Source organism: Helicobacter sp. MIT 00-7814, from assembly GCF_003364115.1.
GTDB lineage: Bacteria > Campylobacterota > Campylobacteria > Campylobacterales > Helicobacteraceae > Helicobacter_F.
The window spans coordinates 14,977-36,239 of sequence record NZ_NXLL01000013.1 but is presented as its reverse complement, the minus strand read 5'-3'; the positions used below and the strand labels follow the sequence as shown (position 1 = coordinate 36,239).

Below are 21,263 nucleotides of genomic sequence, written 5' to 3'. Positions count from 1 at the left end.
GCAAAAGGACGGCACTATGACAGAGATGGATTTGAAGCTGATAAAAATGGATACTTCGCATTACTACCTAAAGCAGCCCGGTATCGGTCAGAAGGTAGTTTATTCGGCTAGAATCCTCTATGACAAGTTTAAACGCGTAGATTCTATGCTGACTTCGTCGCTTATCCACGAGCATTGGGATAAGAAAATCATCATCGCGCATTCGCTCATTTTGAAAAACTCAAAGGTCGAAAATATCGTTTTTGACTACAATGGGCGTAATCCGGATAGATTCTACCACAGGGCGCAGCTTTTATTGCGCGATGAAGGGTTTATTAACTTTACTGCTTACACGACTAAAACGCCCGGACATTTGCATTTATACATTCACAAAGGACATACGGAATTAGGAGAGGGCAAGAGGCTAGCTAAGACGCTTTCAAGAAGCTTTCTCAAAGCTGTCCGCTAGAATGGAAGGTTTTCCCAAATGATACTTTCCCACCGACTTTTAATATTCTCGCATTGCCTTATGATGTCTTTGCAAAAGAGCGCGGGGCATCGTGGTCTAAGCATATGTAGTTTAAGTAATTATGGTAAGGTTTTTGCTTAAGGATTAAGATTCTAAGGGAAACTCTTAAGGAGAAAAAATGGAAGATAGAAGAGAATTTAATGATATTTTAATCGATGAAAGGGCGCAATACCAAAATCGTAGCAAAAAGATTATTCTTTTGGTAGTTGCAGCAGTGTTGCTTTTTGCGATCCTTGTGATTGCGGTGATTGCGAGCTTAAATGAAGATAAAGTGCAAAAAGGACTAGAGCAAAGCACTGCTACAGAAGGTGGCTTGCAAAAAGATCCTTTAGCATTTGCAGATAAGCCAGCAAGCACGCCAGCGCAAGAAAATTCTGATGAGTTTGAGCCTATCAAACCACAAAGCACGACTGATGAAGATGATAGATTCGGGCAAATTGTGCAACAAATCCAAAAAAGGCAAACCGAGCAAAATCCTGCACTTGCGCAAAATACAGAACCTGCGCAAACACAGCAAGTATTGCCTACACCAGCTCCTGTACAACCACAGCCAGCACAACCACAACAAACACAACCAGTTGTAACGCCAAAACCAGCCCCTACCACACAGCCTGCAAAACAACCAGCGCCAGCACCAAAACCAGCAGCGCAAACACAAACCACACAACCACGCCCAGCACAAGCTACACCTGCACCAGCGCCAAAACCAGCAGCACAGCCAGCACGCCCCGGACAAGATGCAACGCAAAATGTCCCCGGAATCGCCCAAACTTTCCCATCACAAACAATTGATAAAAGCAAAAATGGGCAAAACGCGCAAAGAGGGCATTATATACAAGTTGGCTCATTCTCAAATACGCCAAACAAAGAGTTTTTGGGCAAGTTAGAAAATTACAGCTATCGCGTTTATAATGTGCAAAATGCTACAAAATATCTCATCGGACCTTATAATTCCCGCACTGACGCAAATCACGATATGTTAAAGATCAAAACTGATATGGGCGATCAAGTTTTTTATTATGAGGTAAAGTAGCCTTTAGGCTTTAGCAACCACAAAGAGCGCTTAGAATGTATGCATTTGGCTTAGTTGGCGTGGCGGGCTTTGTAGCAAAGCGCCATCTTCAAGCTATCAAGCAGACAAATAACACCCTCCTAGTAGCCATCGACACAAATGACTGCGTGGGAATCTTAGATAGCTATTTCCCTGATGCGCGCTTTTTTCTTAGTTTAGAATCTTTTAGCGCGTTTTTGCAAAATCAATCCATTAATAACCAAAGCCAGCCCCTTGATTTTCAAAGTCCCATTGATTTTCTTAGCATTGTCACGCCAAATTTTTTGCATAAAAGCCATTGTGAGTTTGCCCTAAAGCATGGAATGAATGCGATTTGTGAAAAGCCTCTTGTATTGAGCGCGCAAGATGCAAGGGAATTGCTCGCGTTAGAAAAAAATTCTAATAAAAAAATCTGGACTATTTTGCAACTGCGCCTACATCCAAATATCATTGCGTTAAAAAAGCGCGTGGATTCTATCCTAGCGCAAAATAGCGCGCATATTTTTGACATTGAGCTTACTTATATCACCGCGCGCGGGAGCTGGTTTTTTGTCTCTTGGAAGGGCGATGAGGCAAAGAGCGGGGGGCTGGCGTGCAATATTGGCATACATTTTTTTGATATGTTGCAGTATATTTTTGGCGCGGTGGAAAAAAATATTTTGCATTATAAAAGTAGAGAGACGATGAGCGGATTTTTGCAATGCAAGCACGCGCAAATTTCGTGGTTTCTTTCAGTCTCCAGCAACTTTTTGCCTGAAAATCCACAAGCGCGCACCTATCGCTGTATGCGCGTGGATTCTGAAGAAGTTGATTTTAGTAGCGGATTTGAGGATTTACACACGCAAAGTTACCGCCAGATTCTAGAGGGCAAAGGCTTTGGGATAGAATCTAGCCTTCCTAGCATAAAAATAGTTGAAACCCTACGCTCAATCCCCCCTAGCAAAGAGGGACGAATCCACCCGCTGTGCGAAAAGCTCAAAGGCGCATAATGGCATATTTCGCACATGAAAGCGCAGTGATTGACGCGGGCGCGCGTATTGGGGAAGGTTGCAAGATTTGGCATTTTTGTCATATTTTTGCAAGTGCCAAAGTTGGTAAAAATTGCGTAATCGGGCAAAACTGCATGATTGGCGAAAATGTCAGCATTGGCGAAAATGTGAGAATCCAAAATAATGTGAGCCTTTTTAGCGGTGTGGTGGTGGAAAATAGCGTGTTTATCGCGCCTAGCGTGGTTTTTACAAATGTCAAAAATCCGCGCGCCTTTCTCTCGCGCAAAAATGAGTTCCGCCCCACACTCATCAAGCAAGGTGCGAGCATTGGCGCAAATGCGACTATTGTGTGCGGGATTAGTATCGGCGCGTATGCGCTTATTGGTGCGGGAAGTGTGGTGACAAAAGATGTGCCAGCATTTGGGCTTATGGTTGGGAATCCCGCGCGCCTTGTTGGCTTTGTGGATAAGGCGGGGGTGAGAATGGAGTTTGATTCTCAAAATAGGGCGATTGATAGCTTTGATAAAAGTATTTATGAGCTAAGAGATGGCGCGGTGGTGGAGCTTGGCTAATATCGCGATTTTGGGACTTGGCTATGTGGGCTATCCGCTCGCGCGCGCGTTTGCAAAAAGTCATTTTGTCATCGCCTTTGACATTGACAAAAAGCGCATAAAAGAGCTTCAAAGCGGATTTGAGCGCAATACAAATGAAACTTTTCCGCAGAGTAAGAATCTGCATTTCACCCACAATCCACAAGAGCTAAAAAAAGCCGAAGTCTTTATCATCGCCGTGCCTACGCCAATTCATAAGGATAAAAGCCCAAATCTTTCGTTTTTGTTTCACGCAAGCAAGCTTGTGGGGAAGGTATTAAAAAAAAATGATCTTGTCGTGTTTGAATCTACAACCTATCCATTTTGCACAAGCATAGAGTGCGCGCAGATTCTGCGTGAGAATACCACGCTTAAAGAGGGCAAGGACTTTTTCATCGCTTATTCCCCAGAACGCATTAATCCAGCAGATTCCAAACACACGCTAGAAAACACCACAAAGCTCATTGCCACCAACACTAAAGCTGTGCAAAAGCGCCTAAAAAGCCTGTATGAGAGCGTTACGGATACTTATCTAGCGCCCAGCATTGAAGTGGCGGAAATGGCAAAGCTCATCGAAAATGCCCAGAGGGATTTAAATATCGCCTTTATCAATGAAGTGGCGATAATGTGCGACAAATTAGGCTTAAGTGCTAGCGAGGTGTTGAGCGCGGCGAAAACAAAGTGGAATTTTCTGCCCTTTAATCCCGGGCTTGTGGGCGGGCATTGCATAAGTGTTGATCCGTATTATTTGGCGTTTATCCTAAAGCGCTTTTCTTATAAGTCGCAGATTCTTAATTCCGCGCGGCGTGTAAATAACACTATGTCAAAATTTTTGGCGCAAAAAATCACGCATTTAAGTAAAGAGCTAAATCTTCCAAATCCTGCGCGCGTGCTGATTTTGGGATTATCATTTAAGGAAAATTGCCCTGATATGCGCAACTCAAAAATCCCCGCCCTGCGTAAAAAGCTCAAAAAAAATGGCTTCAAAGTCAAGGTGTATGACCCGCTCATTGATAGGGAAAGCGCGCGTGAAATGTTTGGCTTTTCCACGCTTAAAAGTGTGGAGGGGAAAAAGTTTGATATTATTATGCTAATTAACGCGCACAGCGAGTTTTTAGAGCTTGATATAAGGGCTTTGTTAAAAGATTCTCAAAAGCATATTGTTTTTGATTTGAAAAATGTCCTTCCCTATGCCACGCATAGGCTATAAACTAAGAATCCAAAAAATCCTGTACTCAACACAAAAAGCCCAATATATGCGCTCAAAAACCGCATACTAAGCGCGCTTAAAATGAGATAGATTCCAAAAAGCCACGCGGGCGCGAAAACTTCAATAGAAAATATTTCTAAGCTAAAAAGCCTTGAAAGTAAGGAATCAAAAATCCCGCCAAGTGAAAAACAATGCGCCAAAATGCTAAGCGGGAAAAATGGCACAAAAGCGATACTCAAAGGAATGGCGCTAAGCGTGTAGGCGCTAAAATAAGGAAAGAAAAAATGCACGATGATAAGCATATGTAAAAATATACTTGTGTTAAAAAATAGCGGTGTGAGCGTGAGATTATAAAGCTTTGAGCGCGTTAATGGGTGAAAATAGCGCAAAAATAAGTAGATATAAAACACGCCCATGCATGAGAGAAAGAATCCAACGCTAAAAATTAGGCGCGGAAAAAAGCTCACACAAAGAATCACCGCGATAAAGAGAAACTCAAAACTCACCACCCGCACGCCTTTATACACAAAAAACAGCGCAAGCGCGCTCATCGCCCACGCGCGTAAGAACGAAGGATTTAAATCGATAAGCAAAAGATAACCAAAAAGCGCAAGAAGTGTAAGCGCGCTAATGTCAAAAAAGCGGTTGCGATAGGGGAAATAGCGCTGCAGTGGTTTGTAGCAGAGATTTAGCACAAAGGCAATACATGCGCTTAGCACGCCAAGATGAAAACCACTAATGGCGATTAAATGCGCGATTCCAAGTTTGTTGCTCACTTCGCGCAAAGATTTTGGTAAAAAATCCGCCAAATAGAGTGTCAAATACAGCTCACTTAACTTAGAATCTGCATGCTGCGCTTTAATAAACTCACGCAAAGGCGCGTGAAAGTCCTTTGTAGATTCCAAACTTAAAGAAAAAGTAATGAAAAAACAGGATTGTAAATACTGCCAGAATCCGCATTCCGCGCTTTTGCCATACACTTCTACAAAGGCATGCGTAAGATCCTTTAAGTCCTCTTTTGAAGTGGTGTAGAGTATCGCACCATCTTGCGCGCGGAGCTTTAGCACAAAATAGGGCTTGTTCTTTTTATCTAGCTTTGTGTATTGCGCCAAAACCTGCGCGCTTAGTGTGGTTGGATTCTGCATAGAATCTATGTAGCGCGCGTAGTTGCGGTATTCTAAAAATAAAAAAATCCCAAAAATGCACAAACAACCAAGCATGAAAAAAATCCAATGAGACTTTTTCTCTAAAAGTCGCACGCTCAAAGTGCTTGTGGTGTTTATGGTTTTGCTTGTGTCTTTGTAGGATTGCCAAAGGTGCTTTGCAAGGAGTTTGAGAAAGGAATAAAACCGCGAAGGGAATTTCTTTGCCCGCGAGGCGTTAGATTCTGCTTTTTTGTGAGAATCTAACATGCCAAGCCTACTTTTTGGCTTCTTTTTGTTGCTCTTTAGCTTTTTGTTTCCTTTTTCTTTGCTTATCCGCTTCTTCTTTACCTATTTGCCAAAGGCATTTATCAAGTTCTTTAAAACTATATGAAAGATTGTAATATTTTTTAAAATCCTCTAAAACAGCCTTAAATGTTTTGTAGTTTCTTAAGTCATTTTCAGTTTTAAACTTATCGCTAAAATTCCAGTATTTATTGAAAGCTAATAATACTTTGCTTACGAGATTATCATATATAGGAAATGCCACTTCGTTATGATGTGAGCAATATTTACTAGCAAAAGAATAATAACAAATTTCTTTTGATTCTCCTTTTTTATCCTTTAGTTTTATATTGGCTATTTGTTCCACTAAATCTTCATCACCATTTTTTATTTTTCTGTCAATATTAATCTTATTATGAAGTCCAACGATATGTTTTGCCATTTCAAGAGTATAAAAAATATTTGTACTATAGAAGTCATTTAAAATAGCAATTTTTATGAGAACTTGAGTGATGTCTCCATGAGAGGAGTTGTCAAAAGCTACTTTTACCGCTTTTTCTTGTTCCTCATATTTACCATTATCTAACTTTTTCCAATCGTCATTAATTAATTTATCCCACCTCTTTGTATCTACCCTTAAATCGCTTGTTAAATATTGCTTTAACAAAGTTTCTTGTATGTCTAGTTTCATTTTTTCTCCTTTAATCTTAAGAATAGCTACTATTTTATTATCTATTCCTTTAAAATTAAATAATTTCTTTATAAATACTCCTGCAGTGCCACAGCCTTATTTATATCGCGTTTTTTCATCGCTTCGAGGGCTAGCACCACCATATTTGCCGCGCTTAGCGTTGTGAAATAAGGGATATTATCACGCAGAATCTGCGCGCGGATAAGCGCGGTATCGCCACGATTTGACTTGCTATCACTCGTATTTATCGCCATAGCGATTTGCCCATTTGTCATCAAATCCGTGATATTTGGGCGCCCTTCAGAGATTTTTAGCACGAGCTTTGCTTGTATTTTTGCCTCACTTAGCACCTTGTAAGTCCCGCTGGTGCAGCAAATGCTAAAGCCAAGCGCACTTAGTTTTTTTGCAAGATTTACTCCCGCAAGTTTATCTTTATCATTTAAGGATAGGAATACTTCCCCACCGCAAGGAATGGCGTTTTTACATGCTAGTTGAGATTTTGCAAAGCTTATACCGACATTATCAGAAATCCCCATAACCTCGCCCGTGCTTTTCATCTCCGGTCCCAAACTCATATCCGCGCCACTTAGCTTGCTAAATGGAAAGATAGATTCTTTAATCGCAACGCTTTTTAGCTTCTTGTGTTTATAAATCTCCCCGCTAAAATCCACATTTTTATAGCTGTCATAAAATTCCAGCGCCTCGCGCAAATCCCCTTGCCACATCACGCGCGTTGTAACCTTTGCAAGCGGAATGCCTGTCGCTTTAGAGACAAAAGGCACGGTGCGACTTGCGCGTGGATTGACTTCAATAAGATAAATTTCATTTTGATAAATTGCATACTGCACATTCATAAGCCCTATTACGCCGAGCTTTAGCGCGATTTTGGCGCTCAATTCTTCGATATTTTTAATCATCTTAGAATCTAGCCCAAAAGGTGGCAAACAGCTCGCACTATCGCCACTATGGATTCCCGCCTCCTCGATATGCTGCATAATCCCGCCAATATACACGCGCTCCCCATCGCTGATACAATCCACATCAAGCTCTAGCGCAGAATCTAGGAATTTATCAAGTAAAACTGGGGAATCTTCACTCACCTTCACCGCCTCCTCCATATACACGCGCAATTCCTCTTCATTATCCACAATGCGCATTGCACGCCCACCTAGCACATAGCTCGGACGCACCAAAATCGGGAATCCAAGCGCCTTGCCCAAATCCAGCGCCTCTTGCTTTGTGCGTGCGATGGCATTTTTTGGTTGCAAAAGGTTGTTTTCCTCCACAAATGCCGCAAATTTTTCCCTATCCTCGGCTTTGTCGATGACTTTTGCGCTTGTGCCAATGATTTTTGTGCCCATGAGGCTAAGCGCTTTTGAGAGTTTGAGCGGTGTTTGCCCGCCAAAATGCACGATGATTCCATCTGGATTCTCTTTTTTTATCACAGAGCGGACATGCTCTAAATCGATAGGCTCAAAATACAGCGTGTCGCTGGTGTCGTAATCCGTGCTTACGGTCTCTGGGTTGCAGTTATACATAATGCTTTGCACGCCCAAATCGCGCAGGGCAAAGGAAGCATGGACGCAGCAGTAATCAAACTCTATGCCTTGGCCGATGCGGTTTGGACCACCACCAATAATAAGCACTTTTTTAAAATTCGTCTCTTGCGCGCTTTTGGCAGAGTCTGCGAAAAAGTCTCGGTCACTACCGCTTTGGTAGCTCCCTTCACCTTTTTCTTGACAGCTACCAAAATCATCGCAAGATACTAGAATTTTTTCACGCGTTTCATTCGAGCGATGAGATTCTTTAGCAGATTCCGCATTTTTAGATTCTATATTCGAAATTTCAGAATCTATCACATTCAGCACGCTTTCCTTATCTACGATTTTAGAATACAAATATGGCGTGAGGCTCGGGAACTCCGCCGCGCAGGTATCCACTTCATTATACGCATAGATTATTCCCATCTCCTCGCGCGCATTTGTGACATCGCCTTCGCGCAAATCCAGCTTATACGCCTTGTTTAGCAGATTTGCAAGCATTTTATCGCTAAAGCCTTTTTGCTTGAAAGCCAGCATTTGCGCCTTGTTTTTGAGAATCTCCTCGCTCAAATTTGATTCCATGGCGATAATTTCTTGTATTTGGTGTAAAAACCACCTATCAATCGCGCTTAGCGCGTGGATTTCCTCCAAACTTAAGCCCTGTCTAAAACCCTCCGCAATGTAGAGAATCCTTTGCGCGTTTGGACGGCGGATTTCTTTTTTTATAGTCTCAAGGTCTTGATTGATACCTTCAAACCCGCTCAAGCCCACTTCCAAGCTACAAAGTGCCTTTTGCAAGCTCTGCGCGAAATTCACCCCAATCCCCATAACCTCGCCAATAGACTTCATCGAAGTAGTGAGCGTGGAATCTGCGTTTGGGAATTTTTCAAAAGTAAAGCGCGGGATTTTGGTAACGATATAATCAATGCTCGGCTCAAAGCTCGCCGGCGTGCCTGTTATGTCGTTTTTAATCTCATCAAGGGAAAATCCAACCGCAAGCAGCGTTGCAACTTTAGCAATCGGATAGCCTGTGGCTTTGCTAGCAAGTGCCGAGCTACGCGATACGCGCGGATTCATCTCAATCACCGTCATTCTACCATTTTGTGGATTTATCGCAAACTGCACATTGCTTCCGCCCGTATCCACGCCAATCTCGCGCAAAATCTTAAAACTCGCATCGCGCATGCGCTGGTATTCTTTATCAGTGAGCGTAAGTGCTGGTGCAATAGTGATAGAATCTCCTGTATGCACGCCCATAGGATCGAGGTTTTCGATGCTACACACGATGATGCAGTTATCAAATTTATCGCGGATAACCTCCATTTCAAACTCTTTCCAACCAAGAAGCGATTCCTCGATGAGAATCTCGCTTATGGGCGATGCCTCAAGCCCCGCTTTTGCCAGAATCCTAAACTCTTCGATATTATACGCCACGCCACTGCCACCACCTGCTAGCGTGTAACTCGCGCGGATAATGAGCGGGAATCCTATCTCTTTTGCCGCTTCTAGCGCTTCATCCTCATTGTAGGCATAGCAGGATTTTGGCAAATCCATGCCAATTTTTAGCATCGCTTCTTTAAACGCCTGCCTATCCTCGCCCTTTTTTATCGCATCTGGCTTCGCGCCCAAAAATTCTATGCCCTCAAGCATCCCCTTTTCATACATACTCATCGCCACATTTAGCGCGGTTTGTCCGCCCATAGTTGGCAAAATCGCATCAACTTTTTCTTGTTTGATGATATTTGCGATGATTTCTTCAGTGATAGGCTCAATATAAGTGCGGTGCGCGAAGTCTGGGTCTGTCATAATAGTCGCTGGATTTGAGTTGATAAGCACCACGCGATAGCCGAGGCTTTTTAGCGTTTTTGCCGCTTGTGTGCCAGAGTAGTCAAACTCGCATGCCTGCCCGATGACAATGGGACCAGAGCCGATAAGTAAAATAGTGTGAATGTCGTTGCGCTTAGGCATAAATGTCCTTTTTGTGTGAAGTGGATTTTAAGTATTTAGATTTGGCGGATTGTATATTACAGCGGCTTAAAATGCGGTTATAGAGTTTGGTTTCTTAGGCTTTTTGCGCGTAAAATTTAAAAATTTCTTTGCTAATTTTTGGGCTAGCGCAAAGAGTAGTTTTAAGGATTTTTTGTTAGAATTGCGCCCTTTAGCAAAAATTGCAAACTACCTAAAGGAATCACGCGTTGAGTAGTATCAAAACAATCACCCTTGCGACAATTTATGAGAATCAAGGCTTGAAGGATGATGCCTTGCAAATCTATGAATATATTTTGAGTGCAAATCCAAATAACGAGGAAGCAAGGTTAGGGGTTGAACGCTTAAAAGGGCAAGAGGGCAAAAAGTATGAAAGCAAGGCAAACGCGCAATGGCTTGAAGTTTTTGCAAATATCGCGGATTCTAACCAAAATAAAAAATTCCAACAATGGCTACTACAATGGAATTAAAAGATATTATTTTAGAGACAATCAGCTCGCTTGAATCCACGCAAAGCCTGCAAGAATCTAGCGAAATTAGCGAAATTAAAGAAAATATGCCTTTAGATTCTGCATCTATGCTTGAATCTTTTGAGGCATTAAATAAAGCGCAAAATGCCCCACAAGCCCAAAAACAAGATTTTAGCCAAAATTTTACTCAGCCACACATTGCACCATTTGCGCCAAATCACACATTAAGCCACACACTAAATCACCAAAACGCGTCAAAAACTCCAAGCGAGTTTGCGCCCTCCGTCCTTTCAGTCATCAATGAGCCAAAGCGCCAAGAAGCGTTAAGCGATGAAGTGCAATTCCTTTCGCTCCTCCAAGAGCGCTTGCTTGTGCTGTTTGAAGGGCTTAATCAGCAAAATTTGCAGTCAAACAAGCAACTTGAAATGGTGATAAATTTTTTGCAATACCAATTGAGCGTGATTGAGCGTCGCTTAGAAATCCTCTCTCAAACAACCCAGCCAAAATGAGCCAAACACGCCACAATCCTCAAACTAGCAAAGAGATTCCAGCAAAACTTTTTACTTGCAAAAATGAGCAGCTCGCCATTTTGCTAGCTTTTAGCCAAGATTTAAACGCGCAGTATTTGCAAAGTGAAGTGATAAAAGAACTTTTTGCGCAATTAGGCCAAGTGCTTAATGCGCAAAATCTTTCACGCATTGCAGAATCTAGCCAAGAAATTTTGCCAAAATTAGAATCTCCCGCGCTTTTGGCAATAAATTCTGCGCTAAAAAAAATCCAAAACGCCCAAATTTGCGAGGAAGCGCATATTATTGCAATGCAGAAAAAAATCAAAAATCTTTTGCAAGAAAATCTTTTGCAACCAAGTGAGATAAAAGAGCAGTTTTTTATTATTGCAAGGGAGATTCAGGCACTTTTTACAAATACGCAGTTTGAAGATAAGAAAACCACCAAAGCCATAGAATCTATTATAGAAAATCTTACAAATGGGCATTTTAGTATCGGTGTGAGCGGGGTTTTGAGTGCGGGGAAAAGCACTTTTTTAAACGCGCTTTTAGGTGAAGAAATCTTAAGCACTTCCACAATCCCAGAAACTGCAAATCTCACAATTTTGCAATATGGCGCGAAAAATTGCGCTCAAGTGCGCTTTTGGAGTAGGGGGGAATGGGAGGAATTATGCGCGCAAAAAGATGCGGATATTAGGCAGTTTGTCAAAGAGACGCAGGAACTTTTTAACACAAATCTTGCGGGCTATCTTACTGAGCCTCCGCGCGTTGAGGAAATCTCTTTAGATTCCCTAAGCGCTTATACTTCGGCTAATCATAAAGATAAATTTTGTAATCTTGTGCGCGAGGTGCGCATAAATTTGCCGCTAAAATTTTTAGAACAAAATGTCTCTATTGTCGATACACCCGGGCTTGATGATCCTATCACAAAGCGAGAGGAGATCACAAAAAGCTATTTGGTGCATTGTGATTTGTTGATACATTTGATGAATGCCAGCTGTGCGGCTACGCAGACTGATATTGATTTTATTTTGGAGACTTTGAGCGAGCGCAATATTTCGCGTTTGCTTGTGGTTTTGACACGCGCGGATTTGATTAGTCAAAAAGAATTAGAGCAAAGTCTAAATTACACAAAGCAAAGCCTGCGCGCGCAAATTGCCAAGCTTTCAGCAAAAATTGATGTTTCAGAAATGCTTTCGCGCATTACTTTTATCCCGCTTTGTGGGCATGATGCGCTTTTACATAGGATAAATGATAGCGCGCGCACGCCAAAAGTTGCGCTAGAAAAAACAGGGATTTTAGAAATCGAGCAGTATTTGCAAACCTTGCTTTTTGGGGAAAATAGCCTAAAATCGCGTGATATGCTTTATCTTGCGCTCAATGCATTGCAAAAGCTTGTGAGGGAGAAAGAAGCGGATTTGGAGCTAGAATCTAGCTTGCTTTTTGCTTCAGATATTCAATTGCAAGAAAAAATTTCAGAGATTAAAGCGCAAAATGATTCTCTGCATTCACAGGCAAAGAGCGCAAAAGAGGCGATTTTAGCAAAGTTTGAGGAGCTAAAAAATGCCCTTAATACAATGCAAAATGCCATCAATACAAATTTGCAAAGCCAAAGGGAGCGGTTGTGCGAGCGCATTTGTGGCAATATTGCTTATGATAGGGCGCAAAAGCGCGCGTTTGAAGTGGAGCTTTTGCAAGATTCTTTGCTTATTGGGCTGAAAGATATTTTTGCAGACACTACGCGGGGCTTTAAATTTCATCTTAACGCCAAAATTTCTCAAACACTTCAAGCGCTTCAAAATGAAGGCTTTGTGGGAGAATCTGAACTTTTAAACGCGCCAAATTTTAGCTTTTATGCTAAAGATTCTCAAGTGGAACTTTTTGCTAAAAACTTAAGCGCACAAATTGCAAAATATGCGAAAACAAGGGAGTTTCAAGCGCCTATACAAAAGGCTTTTGAGGAAGTTTTTTTAGAGTTTGAAAAAATCATTTTTGAAAAAAGTGCGCAGATAAAGAGCGAAAATCTTGCGTTTTTTGACTCCATCGCGCAAAATGCCTACAAAGCGTATGAAGAGCAAATCGCGCATACAAACGCGCTTTTAAATCAAACTCTTGCAAGGCGCGAGGAAGGGAAAAATAAAAATTTAGAAAAAGAGATGGGCGCGTTGCAAGAAAATCTTTCAAACATTAGCCACAAGCTAGATTCTCTGCGGGCGTTTTTGGAGGCGTAAATGGATATTTTGGAAAGATTTATCGCTGAATTAAGTGCTTTTAAAAATGCTCAAAATTTAGATTCTGTATCCGCTACAAATACGCAAGAGCTTCAGAATCCTAGCGCGCATAACACACATTTTGACACACAATTTGATGCGCACGCACAAGAGTTGCAAGCGCTTATTTTGCAGACGCAAAATCTTTTGGAAAATTTGCAATTACTAGATACAAAAAGCACGCAGATTTTAGCGCGTTTGCAAGCAAAAATAGATTCTAAGCTCAAAATCGCGGTTATCGGGCAGTTTTCAAGTGGAAAAAGCACTTTTTTAAACGCGCTTTTTGGGGAGGAATTTTTGCCAAGTGGGATTATTCCTCTCACCTCAAAAGTGTGCGAAATAAGCTATGGCAAGCATTTGTGTTTAGAGATTCTTTACAAAGATGGTTCAAATGCGTTTGAAAGTTTGGAGGTTTTGGAGCAAATTTCCCCACAAGAAAATGAGAAAATCGCTTCTTACAAGCTCTTTGCGCCAATTGAGATTCTCAAAGAAATGAGCTTTTTTGACACACCGGGCTTTAACTCACAAAATCAAAACGACACAGACACGACAAATGCCTTGCTGGAGGAAGTTGATGGGGTTATTTGGCTGAGCCTTATTGATAATGTCGGCAAATTAAGCGAGAAAGAAATTTTAAACACGCATATCAAAAAATACAGCACAAAGGCGCTTTGCGTGCTTAACCAAAAAGATAGGCTCAAAAATGAATCTGAAGTGCAGACAAGCCTTGAATACGCAAAGAGCGCGTTTAGCGGGATTTTTAGCGAGATTGTGGCGATTTCTGCAAAAGATGCGCTTGAATCTAAGCGCGCGCAAAATCTTAAAAGTTTGCAATTGCAGGATCAAAAATTTGCAGATTCTAATATGCAAAGCGTTTTGGACTTTATCAATGGCGCGCTTATCCCACTGCGCGAAAGTGCGCGCAAAGTAAGCATTATAAACGCGCTTAAAGCCTTGCTTTTAGATTCTGTGAGCTTTTTGCGTGGGAAAAATTACGCGCTGTGTGATTATGAAAAATTTTTAGATTCCCAAATTGCGCTTTTTGCTTCTCAAAATCCACTTGCAAAAAAGGCGCAAGAGGAGTGTTTGAAGGTGTATAATCTTGCAGATTCTTTGCTTGATAGCCTTTCTCGTGCGATTTTTGCGGGCGTTTTGAAAGAAAAAATGGAATTTTTGAGAGAAAAGAAAAATACGCTTGGCATAAAAAAATCTTTTTTTGTCACAAAGGAAGTCCCCACGCTGCCAAAGGACACGCTTTTGCGTAAGTTTGATTCCCAAAGTGAGTTTTTTAGAGAGGCAAAAAAGATTACTTTTAAGGAGTTAGAAAAACTTTTTGCAAATGCGTTTTTGGAGTGGCAAAACGCGCAAAATGAGGAATTACAAGAGAATCTGGGGCAGGATTTGATGGATTTAGCGGATTTGGCGCAAAATTTTAGCGCGCAAACTTCGTATATTTTTTCGCACGCACAAACAAAACTTAGCGCTAAAACTTCCGCGCTTGAGACGCTTTTACATACAAATTTTAGCAACGCCATTAGCTTTGTATGCGCCGAGCTAGATTCTCTTATTTGGCGCGGCGTGCGCACTTTTAGCAAAGATGAAAAATTCCCACTTTTTGAACCAAGCCTTGAAAATATCAGAGAGCTATTAAATCGCGCATTTTGCTTTGAGGAATTTTTACAAAAACTTTTTTTGCAAAATAATATCGCTAATGAAGCACTATCCTACCTTACACGCGAGATGGAAAGTATAAAAAATGCGCAGAATCTTGCAGAAAAAAAGCGCGCAAATAGACTTCAGGCAAAGAAAATCCTAACGCACATAAAAACCCTACAAAAGGAGCAAATATGCTAGATTCTAAAGATTCTCATCAACCAAAAAATGCCGAGTATGAACGCGCAACGCAGTGGAGCGGAGGCGAAGCGGGATTCACTCCCGCTGAGACGATACAATCTAATGGAATAGATTCCAAAAGTTCTCTTTCTTTATTAGGTGCAAAAAATGTCAGCTATCCGCAAACTTACAGCCCGCAAGTGCTTGAAACCTTTGAAAACAAGCACCCTGAGGTGGATTATTTTGTGAAATTTAATTGCCCAGAATTTACCTCGCTTTGCCCCATTACAGGACAGCCGGACTTTGCGAGCATTTATATTAGCTATATTCCAGCGATTAAAATGGTGGAATCTAAATCGCTCAAGCTCTATCTGTTCTCATTCCGCAACCATGGGGATTTCCACGAGGATTGTATAAATATTATCGCAAAAGATTTGATTAAGCTCATGGAGCCAAAATATTTAGAAGTTTGGGGGAAATTTACCCCGCGCGGGGGCATTAGCATCGATCCATATGTAAATTATGGAATCCCAAATACAAAATACGAGCAAATGGCGCAACACAGGCTTTTAAACCATGATTTGTATCCAGAAAAAATTGATAATCGCTAAGGGATTCTAAAAATTCCAACCAATCAAAAATAACACGCGAAGCGGATTCACTCCCGCTGAGACGATACCAATTAATGGAATAAGATTCTAAACCACAAAGCAAGGTGGCAGAATCTACAAATCCTATCAACTAAAAAACGCCGAGTGTGAGCGCGCAAGCGAAGTGTAACGAAGCTGGAGCGGAGCTTGTAAGGGCTTTGCCCTTACAAGTGATACATTAAAAGGAATAGCGCGCTAAAACACCACATCGCTTGCGTGGATTTCATCACTATAAGCAGGCGCTAGCGTGCTTTCATACGCTTGAAGCAAAAAGCCCTCTTCAATAAGCGCAGAAATTTCAGAATCTAGCCACTCAAGCAATTCTTTATTATCCTTTTTCACCGCTGGCGCGATAACATCATTTTCGCCTAGCTCTTTAATGCCAACCTTAAAGCTCGGATTTTCCTTCGCCCATGCAAAAAGTAGCGTGTTATCATGCGCGAGCGCATCGCCCCTGCCGTCTTTCAATGCAGCAAAAGCCTCTGTATTTTGCTCAAATTTGAGAATCTTTAGCTCTGGGAAATTTTTGCTAAAGTAAAAATCCGCTGTCGTGCCTTTATTGACAATCAAAGTTTTGCCCTCAAGCTCTTTGACATCGCTTATTGCGCCATCTTTGCTCACCACGCCCAAAGAGACTTTCATATAAGGCTTTGCAAAATCCACGACTTTTTCGCGCTCAGGCGTTTTTGTGAAGTTTGCCATGATGATATCTACTTTGTTTGAGCGCAGGAATTCCACGCGATTTGCCGCTTCTACAACGATGAATTTTGCCTTCTTTTCATCGCCTAGCAAATCCTTTGCAATGCGCTTTGCAAGGACAACATCAAAGCCTGCGTTTTCCCCTTGAGAATCAATATAGCCAAATGGTGGCTTATCGCCAAATACGCCGATAAATACCTCTTGACGCTGTTTAATGCGCTCCAACGCGCTTACTTCTTGCTTTTTAGAATCTTCGCCACATGCGCTAAAAATCGCGCCCACCGCGAAAGCAAACACAACGCCTAGAGTGAATTTAAAGAGTTTTTTCATGAGAATAATCCTTTTATGGTAGAATTGCGCCTTTTTAAAAACAAAGGCTTTAAGCGCGCTATTATTCCAAAAAAGGGTAAAAATTATGACAAAATTACTGCAAACTCGAGGAGAAGGCGAAGTTGCGAATATGGATTTTTTGCAGGCGTTATTAAGCCCATCAGCGAGCTTTGGCGGGCTTTTTACGCTAGGCTCTGTGCCAAAGATAGATTCTAGCGAGTTGGCGCATTTGACGACACTTTCTTATAAAGCGCTTTGCAAGCGTGTTTTTGAGTTGCTAGATTTGGGCATTGATGAAAAATTATTAGAATCTGCGCTAAAAAGTTATGAAAAATTTGATACTTTTGCCACCACAAACGCCCCACTTGCGCTAAAAAAATATGATGATTGCTTATTTATTTCAGAGCTTTATCACGGACCTACGCGCGCTTTTAAGGATATGGCATTGCAGCCTTTTGGGGTGCTTATCAATGCTTTGGCAAAAGAGAATAAGCGCGAGTATCTTATTTTGTGCGCGACAAGTGGCGATACGGGACCAGCGACTTTGGAAGCGTTTGCGGATTCTCAAAATGTCAAGGTTGTGTGCTTGTATCCGCAAAATGGCACTTCAGATGTGCAACGCCTACAAATGGTGACGCAAAGAAGCGAAAATCTTAAAGTCATAGGCATTGAAGGGGATTTTGACACTGCGCAAAATGCGTTAAAAAATCTTTTGAAAGATGAAGGCTTTAAAAGCGCACTACAGGCAAAGGGCTTGCATCTTAGCGCGGCAAATTCTGTGAATATTGGGCGTGTGGTTTTTCAGATAATTTATCACATTTGGAATTACTGCGAGCTTGTGAGAAGTGGTGAAATAGCACTTGGTGAAGGCGTGAATACGATTGTGCCTAGTGGGAATTTTGGCAATATTTTGGGTGCATTTTATGCCAAAAAGCTTGGAATCCCTTTCCTTAAGCTCATAAGCGCGTCAAACCCAAATAAGATTCTCTATGAGTTTATAACCACAGGGATTTATGATATCCGCAATCGCGCGTTAATCAAGTCGGATTCCCCAGCGATGGATATTTTGAAAAGCTCAAATGTGGAACGAGTATTGTTTGAGCTTTTTGGTGCAGAGCGCACGAGGGAATGTATGCAAAGCCTTGAAAAAGAGGGAATCTATACGCTGAAAGCTAGCGAATTGGCGTTGTTGCAGAATGAGTTTGGCGCGAGTTTTTGCAATGATAGCGAATGCGAGGCGTTGATACAAGAGGCGTTTTTGCATGGAATACTAATCGATCCTCACACTGCTTGTGGTATTAAGGCGTACAAGGAGTTTGCAAACGCAAAAGGGCGTGAATCTAAAGCGGCGAAATTTGTGCTTTGCTCGACTGCGGAGTGGAGTAAATTTGCGCCTATCGTGGCAAAGGCGCTCAAACTTGATTCTCAAGATTCTAAAGCAGGGCGAGATTCTAAAGATTCTAAGGGCTTTACAATTTTAGACGATAAGAAAGCCATTGAATCTATCCTTGCGGAATGTAAAAAGCTTGGGCGCGAAAATGTGGCATTGCACCCAAAGATTTTGGCGTTATTTGAGAAAAAAATAAGCCAAAATACAAATCTTGGGATAAGTAAGCTTAAAGAAAGCATTTTACAATGGCTATAGAATCTCGCGAAATTAAGGGGGCGTAAATGGAAAAAGGGCTTAAAAATTGGCTTGTGCCATGCGTGAGCTTTTTTTTATTTTTGTATGCATTGGCGTTGCTTGGGGTTTATACCTATAGGGATTCTAAAGCCCCGCTTTTTGAAGGCGCGCAAAGTAGCGGAACGACGAGTGTTGGCGACTTTAAAAAGGAGCTAAACAAATATATCAACTAAAGCTTTAAGAAAAAAAGTTTTAGTCGATTTGAGTTTGTTTTAAACAAAATCTAAAAAGCATTAAATCCACAAAAAAGGACGAAAGATGATTACAGGCATAAATGCAAATCTCGCAGCGACAAATTCACTGCAAGGCAACAAAGATTTACAGCGTGCATATACGCAAAATGCTGAAACTAGCGAAAATAACGCACTTGCAAATGTAGCAAGCGTAAATGCTGATAGAGTAAGCCAAATCAAAGAGCAAATAGCAAATGGTAGCTACAAGCTTGATATGGACAAAACTTCAAGGAAAATGGCACAAGACTTGCTTAATATTTAAAAACTATCCCTTCCATATAATGAGAGCCTGCAAACTCTGTGGTAGGGGTGCTTGGAGAAAATATGTTAGAGCAATATTTACAGGGCGCAACGACAGATTTGCAAGAGCTCATCAAACTCACTCAAGATGACATTGCCGATATACAAGTCGCTAATAATGAGGCGATTTTCGCGCGCAATGAGACAAAAAATGCGCTTATCAAATCTTTCGAGCAAAAAAAATCCCTTATGCAGCAAGAAATGCACCAGCTTTTAAAGGATAATCCGCAAAAAGAGCTTGCCGATTTACTTTCAGCAGAAGTTGATGCGGGGTTAGATTCTATGCGTGATGCGCTCAAAGAGCTTAAAAAGCTCAATAGTGCGTATGCGCAAAGTGTGTATGCGGTTTCAGAGTTTTACACTTCTTTGCTTATGCGCCTTGTGCCACATGAAGAAAATGGTTACAACAAAAGCAGGGCGTCAAGTCAGCTTTTGCAAACTAAAGCTTAAGGAAAAGGCAAATGGGCGGGATTCTCTCTTCTCTTAACACCTCCTACACGGGCTTGCAAGCCCATCAGGTGATGGTAGATGTAACGGGAAATAATATCTCAAATGCAAGCGATGAATTCTACAGCCGACAAAAAGTAGTCGTGCGCCCAGAACGCCCAATCTACCACCAAGACTACAATCTTGGGCGTGGCGTGAGCATTGAGACAATCGCAAGAATCCACGATGAATTTGTCTTCTCGCGCTACCGCAGGGCAAATGAAGAAGCGCAGTTTTATGACACACATTTTACTTTTTTGCGCGAAGCAAGCGCGTTTTTCCCAGAAGTCGATGGCGTGGGAATCTACAATGACCTAGAGCAGTATTTTAACTCATGGAAAGATTTAGCTAAAAATTCCAGTGATCCAGCCCAAAAGCAAGTCCTAGCAAAAGATGCTAGAACGCTCACCCAAAATATCACAGACACGCGCAGACGGCTTGAAATCCTGCAAAAAAAGGCAAGCGATGAACTAGAAGTCGTGGTAAAAGAAGTCAATCAAAATGCCAAAGAAATTGCAGAAATCAATAAAAAACTTAAAGAAATGGAAGATGGTTTAGAGCTCAAGCAAGCAAATGAATTGCGCGATAGACGCGATGAACTTGAGTTTAACCTTCAAACGCTTATCGGCGCGAATGTGTTTAAAAACCACCTAAGAAGCGATTATGCGATCCACCCAATGCGCGCGGATTTTGATGATGAATATGTGCTAAATATCGGGCATGGCTTTAATATCGTAGATGGAGCGATGTATCACCCTATCATTTTGAATAAAGAAAATAACGCGCAGAATCTTAGTCGTGTGTATTTTCAAGGTGATGATTTTAAAACCATCGAAATCACAGATAAAATCAATCAAGGCAAAGCTGGCTCGCTCATCGCGCTGTATAGCTCGGGGGTGGAAGGCACACCGGTGGGTAAAATCCAAGATTATATCAACCAGCTTGATGTATTTTCAAAAGGCTTTATCGAAGCGACAAATGCCATCTATGCGCAAAGTGCCTCAAAGGTTGTCAAAAGTGATAAGCTTGATGTGTGGCGCACAACGGCTTTGAGCGATACGAATTATAATATCAAAGAAGGGAGTTTTGATATTATCGTTTATGGCACTACGGGCGAGGAGATGGTGCGAAAGACTATTGAGATAAATCGCATTACTTCAATGAATGATGTCGTCAATGCCATCAACGCCAGCACTGATGACAATAAAGACAATAACCCACTCAATGATGTTGATGACTACTTTGAGGCGTCTTTTGATAATGTTTCAAGGGAATTTGTAATCCAAGCAAAAGATCCTTCAAAAGGGCTGTATATCGCGATTAAAGACAATGGGAGCAACTTCACAGGCGCATTTGGGCTAAATAAATTTTTTGAAGGCTCAAATGCAAAAGATATTGCGCTTAATCGAGAGTATGAGAAAGATTCTACCCTTATCCGTCCGTGGCTTGCGCCTGTGAATGGGAATTTTGAAGTGGCAAATATGATGCAGCAGCTTCAATATGAGAATGTGGATTTTTATGTCAATAAGTTTGAAAAGAAAAATATGCGTATCACGGAGTTTTTCCAAACGCTCACAGGGCGCGTGGCTACGCAAACAGAATCCACACAACGCACAAAAGAGACAAAAGATTCTGTTTTGGCGGCGGTGAAAAAGGAGCATTTAGCGATTTCTCAAGTAAGCATTGATGAAGAGATGGTAAATCTCATCAAATTCCAAGGCGGCTACGCAGCAAATGCCAAGGTGATAACAACCATTGATAGAATGATAGAAACCTTGCTAGGCATTAAGCAATAGCGTATTTCATTAA

The 21,263-nt window shown here is 41.6% G+C and carries 18 protein-coding genes and 1 pseudogene; 15 read left to right on the top strand and 4 right to left on the bottom strand.

Annotated features, from left to right (window positions below; translation table 11 throughout):
- Positions 1-16: 16 nt before the first annotated feature.
- The 5 genes and pseudogenes from CQA49_RS05430 (at position 17) to CQA49_RS05410 (ending at position 4,348) form a co-directional block, all read left to right on the top strand.
- Positions 17-558, top strand: a pseudogene (locus tag CQA49_RS05430) (DUF1882 domain-containing protein).
- 68 nt (positions 559-626) lie between these two features.
- Entirely contained in the window at positions 627-1,541 is a 915-nt protein-coding gene (locus CQA49_RS05425; protein ID WP_115574952.1) for an SPOR domain-containing protein, read from the top strand.
- Positions 1,542-1,576: 35 nt separating this feature from the next.
- Positions 1,577-2,548, top strand: coding sequence for a Gfo/Idh/MocA family oxidoreductase (locus CQA49_RS05420; RefSeq protein WP_115574951.1), 972 nt, complete (start codon positions 1,577-1,579; stop codon positions 2,546-2,548).
- Complete coding sequence (locus tag CQA49_RS05415; RefSeq protein ID WP_115574950.1) at positions 2,548-3,120, top strand: acyltransferase; 573 nt, start codon at positions 2,548-2,550, stop codon at positions 3,118-3,120. Before CQA49_RS05420 ends, CQA49_RS05415 begins: the two co-directional genes overlap by 1 nt.
- Positions 3,095-4,348 (top strand): nucleotide sugar dehydrogenase, encoded by a 1,254-nt coding sequence (locus tag CQA49_RS05410; protein ID WP_115574949.1) that lies wholly within the window; start codon positions 3,095-3,097, stop codon positions 4,346-4,348. The genes CQA49_RS05415 and CQA49_RS05410 overlap by 26 nt, the downstream gene beginning before the upstream one ends.
- Here CQA49_RS05410 and CQA49_RS05405 read toward each other — a convergent pair.
- The 3 genes from CQA49_RS05405 to carB all read right to left on the bottom strand — a co-directional run bounded on the left by CQA49_RS05405 (position 4,327) and on the right by carB (position 9,975).
- Complete coding sequence (locus CQA49_RS05405; RefSeq protein ID WP_115574948.1) at positions 4,327-5,760, bottom strand: ComEC/Rec2 family competence protein; 1,434 nt, start codon at positions 5,758-5,760, stop codon at positions 4,327-4,329. The two genes, CQA49_RS05410 and CQA49_RS05405, sit on opposite strands and share 22 nt — an antisense overlap.
- A 7-nt stretch (positions 5,761-5,767) precedes the next feature.
- The gene (locus CQA49_RS05400) at positions 5,768-6,466 is read right to left on the bottom strand and encodes a hypothetical protein (protein ID WP_115574947.1); all 699 of its coding nucleotides are present in this window, start codon (positions 6,464-6,466) and stop codon (positions 5,768-5,770) included.
- Between the two features lie 68 nt (positions 6,467-6,534).
- Positions 6,535-9,975: a carbamoyl-phosphate synthase large subunit gene (gene carB / locus CQA49_RS10280; RefSeq protein ID WP_220271727.1), complete on the bottom strand. Its 3,441-nt coding sequence runs from the start codon at positions 9,973-9,975 to the stop codon at positions 6,535-6,537.
- A 227-nt stretch (positions 9,976-10,202) separates the two neighbouring features.
- On the opposite strand from carB, the gene CQA49_RS05385 reads away from it, so the two are divergent.
- From CQA49_RS05385 to queF, 5 genes are all read left to right on the top strand, one after another.
- Entirely contained in the window at positions 10,203-10,463 is a 261-nt protein-coding gene (locus tag CQA49_RS05385; protein WP_115574945.1) for a hypothetical protein, read from the top strand.
- Complete coding sequence (locus CQA49_RS05380; protein WP_115574944.1) at positions 10,454-10,972, top strand: CiaD-like domain-containing protein; 519 nt, start codon at positions 10,454-10,456, stop codon at positions 10,970-10,972. The genes CQA49_RS05385 and CQA49_RS05380 overlap by 10 nt, the downstream gene beginning before the upstream one ends.
- Positions 10,969-13,200 carry a dynamin family protein gene (locus CQA49_RS05375; RefSeq protein ID WP_115574943.1) on the top strand — a complete coding sequence of 744 codons (2,232 nt, stop codon included), beginning with the start codon at positions 10,969-10,971 and terminating at the stop codon, positions 13,198-13,200. The genes CQA49_RS05380 and CQA49_RS05375 overlap by 4 nt, the downstream gene beginning before the upstream one ends.
- Positions 13,201-15,093 carry a dynamin family protein gene (locus CQA49_RS05370; protein WP_115574942.1) on the top strand — a complete coding sequence of 631 codons (1,893 nt, stop codon included), beginning with the start codon at positions 13,201-13,203 and terminating at the stop codon, positions 15,091-15,093.
- A 107-nt stretch (positions 15,094-15,200) separates the two neighbouring features.
- Entirely contained in the window at positions 15,201-15,683 is a 483-nt protein-coding gene (gene queF, locus CQA49_RS05365) for a preQ(1) synthase (protein WP_309544429.1), read from the top strand.
- A 234-nt stretch (positions 15,684-15,917) separates the two neighbouring features.
- Here the strand turns inward: queF and CQA49_RS05360 are convergent, their stop codons facing one another.
- A complete protein-coding gene (locus CQA49_RS05360) occupies positions 15,918-16,751 on the bottom strand; it encodes a cysteine ABC transporter substrate-binding protein (protein WP_115574940.1) in 834 nt (277 codons plus the stop codon).
- Between the two features lie 85 nt (positions 16,752-16,836).
- On the opposite strand from CQA49_RS05360, the gene thrC reads away from it, so the two are divergent.
- The 5 genes from thrC to flgK all read left to right on the top strand — a co-directional run bounded on the left by thrC (position 16,837) and on the right by flgK (position 21,250).
- On the top strand, positions 16,837-18,396 hold the full coding sequence (gene thrC, locus CQA49_RS05355) for a threonine synthase (protein ID WP_115574939.1): 1,560 nt from the start codon (positions 16,837-16,839) through the stop codon (positions 18,394-18,396).
- A gap of 26 nt (positions 18,397-18,422) precedes the next feature.
- Positions 18,423-18,608, top strand: coding sequence for a hypothetical protein (locus CQA49_RS05350; RefSeq protein WP_115574938.1), 186 nt, complete (start codon positions 18,423-18,425; stop codon positions 18,606-18,608).
- An 85-nt stretch (positions 18,609-18,693) separates the two neighbouring features.
- Positions 18,694-18,930 carry a flagellar biosynthesis anti-sigma factor FlgM gene (locus CQA49_RS05345; RefSeq protein WP_115574937.1) on the top strand — a complete coding sequence of 79 codons (237 nt, stop codon included), beginning with the start codon at positions 18,694-18,696 and terminating at the stop codon, positions 18,928-18,930.
- 62 nt (positions 18,931-18,992) lie between these two features.
- On the top strand, positions 18,993-19,418 hold the full coding sequence (locus tag CQA49_RS05340) for a hypothetical protein (protein WP_115574936.1): 426 nt from the start codon (positions 18,993-18,995) through the stop codon (positions 19,416-19,418).
- Positions 19,419-19,429: 11 nt separating this feature from the next.
- Positions 19,430-21,250, top strand: a complete 1,821-nt coding sequence (gene flgK, locus CQA49_RS05335) for a flagellar hook-associated protein FlgK (protein ID WP_115574935.1) — start codon at positions 19,430-19,432, stop codon at positions 21,248-21,250.
- Positions 21,251-21,263: the final 13 nt, after the last annotated feature.

Excerpts from the sequence above, each read along its gene's own strand:
- CQA49_RS05425 (WP_115574952.1), top strand. The coding sequence starts at position 627 with ATGGAAGATAGAAGAGAATTTAATGATATTTTAATCGATGAAAGGGCG.
- CQA49_RS05420 (WP_115574951.1), top strand. The coding sequence starts at position 1,577 with ATGTATGCATTTGGCTTAGTTGGCGTGGCGGGCTTTGTAGCAAAGCGC.
- CQA49_RS05415 (WP_115574950.1), top strand. The coding sequence starts at position 2,548 with ATGGCATATTTCGCACATGAAAGCGCAGTGATTGACGCGGGCGCGCGT.
- CQA49_RS05410 (WP_115574949.1), top strand. The coding sequence starts at position 3,095 with ATGGCGCGGTGGTGGAGCTTGGCTAATATCGCGATTTTGGGACTTGGC.
- CQA49_RS05405 (WP_115574948.1), bottom strand. The coding sequence starts at position 5,760 with ATGTTAGATTCTCACAAAAAAGCAGAATCTAACGCCTCGCGGGCAAAG.
- CQA49_RS05400 (WP_115574947.1), bottom strand. The coding sequence starts at position 6,466 with ATGAAACTAGACATACAAGAAACTTTGTTAAAGCAATATTTAACAAGC.
- carB (WP_220271727.1), bottom strand. The coding sequence starts at position 9,975 with ATGCCTAAGCGCAACGACATTCACACTATTTTACTTATCGGCTCTGGT.
- CQA49_RS05380 (WP_115574944.1), top strand. The coding sequence starts at position 10,454 with ATGGAATTAAAAGATATTATTTTAGAGACAATCAGCTCGCTTGAATCC.
- CQA49_RS05375 (WP_115574943.1), top strand. The coding sequence starts at position 10,969 with ATGAGCCAAACACGCCACAATCCTCAAACTAGCAAAGAGATTCCAGCA.
- CQA49_RS05370 (WP_115574942.1), top strand. The coding sequence starts at position 13,201 with ATGGATATTTTGGAAAGATTTATCGCTGAATTAAGTGCTTTTAAAAAT.
- CQA49_RS05360 (WP_115574940.1), bottom strand. The coding sequence starts at position 16,751 with ATGAAAAAACTCTTTAAATTCACTCTAGGCGTTGTGTTTGCTTTCGCG.
- thrC (WP_115574939.1), top strand. The coding sequence starts at position 16,837 with ATGACAAAATTACTGCAAACTCGAGGAGAAGGCGAAGTTGCGAATATG.
- CQA49_RS05350 (WP_115574938.1), top strand. The coding sequence starts at position 18,423 with ATGGAAAAAGGGCTTAAAAATTGGCTTGTGCCATGCGTGAGCTTTTTT.
- CQA49_RS05345 (WP_115574937.1), top strand. The coding sequence starts at position 18,694 with ATGATTACAGGCATAAATGCAAATCTCGCAGCGACAAATTCACTGCAA.
- CQA49_RS05340 (WP_115574936.1), top strand. The coding sequence starts at position 18,993 with ATGTTAGAGCAATATTTACAGGGCGCAACGACAGATTTGCAAGAGCTC.
- flgK (WP_115574935.1), top strand. The coding sequence starts at position 19,430 with ATGGGCGGGATTCTCTCTTCTCTTAACACCTCCTACACGGGCTTGCAA.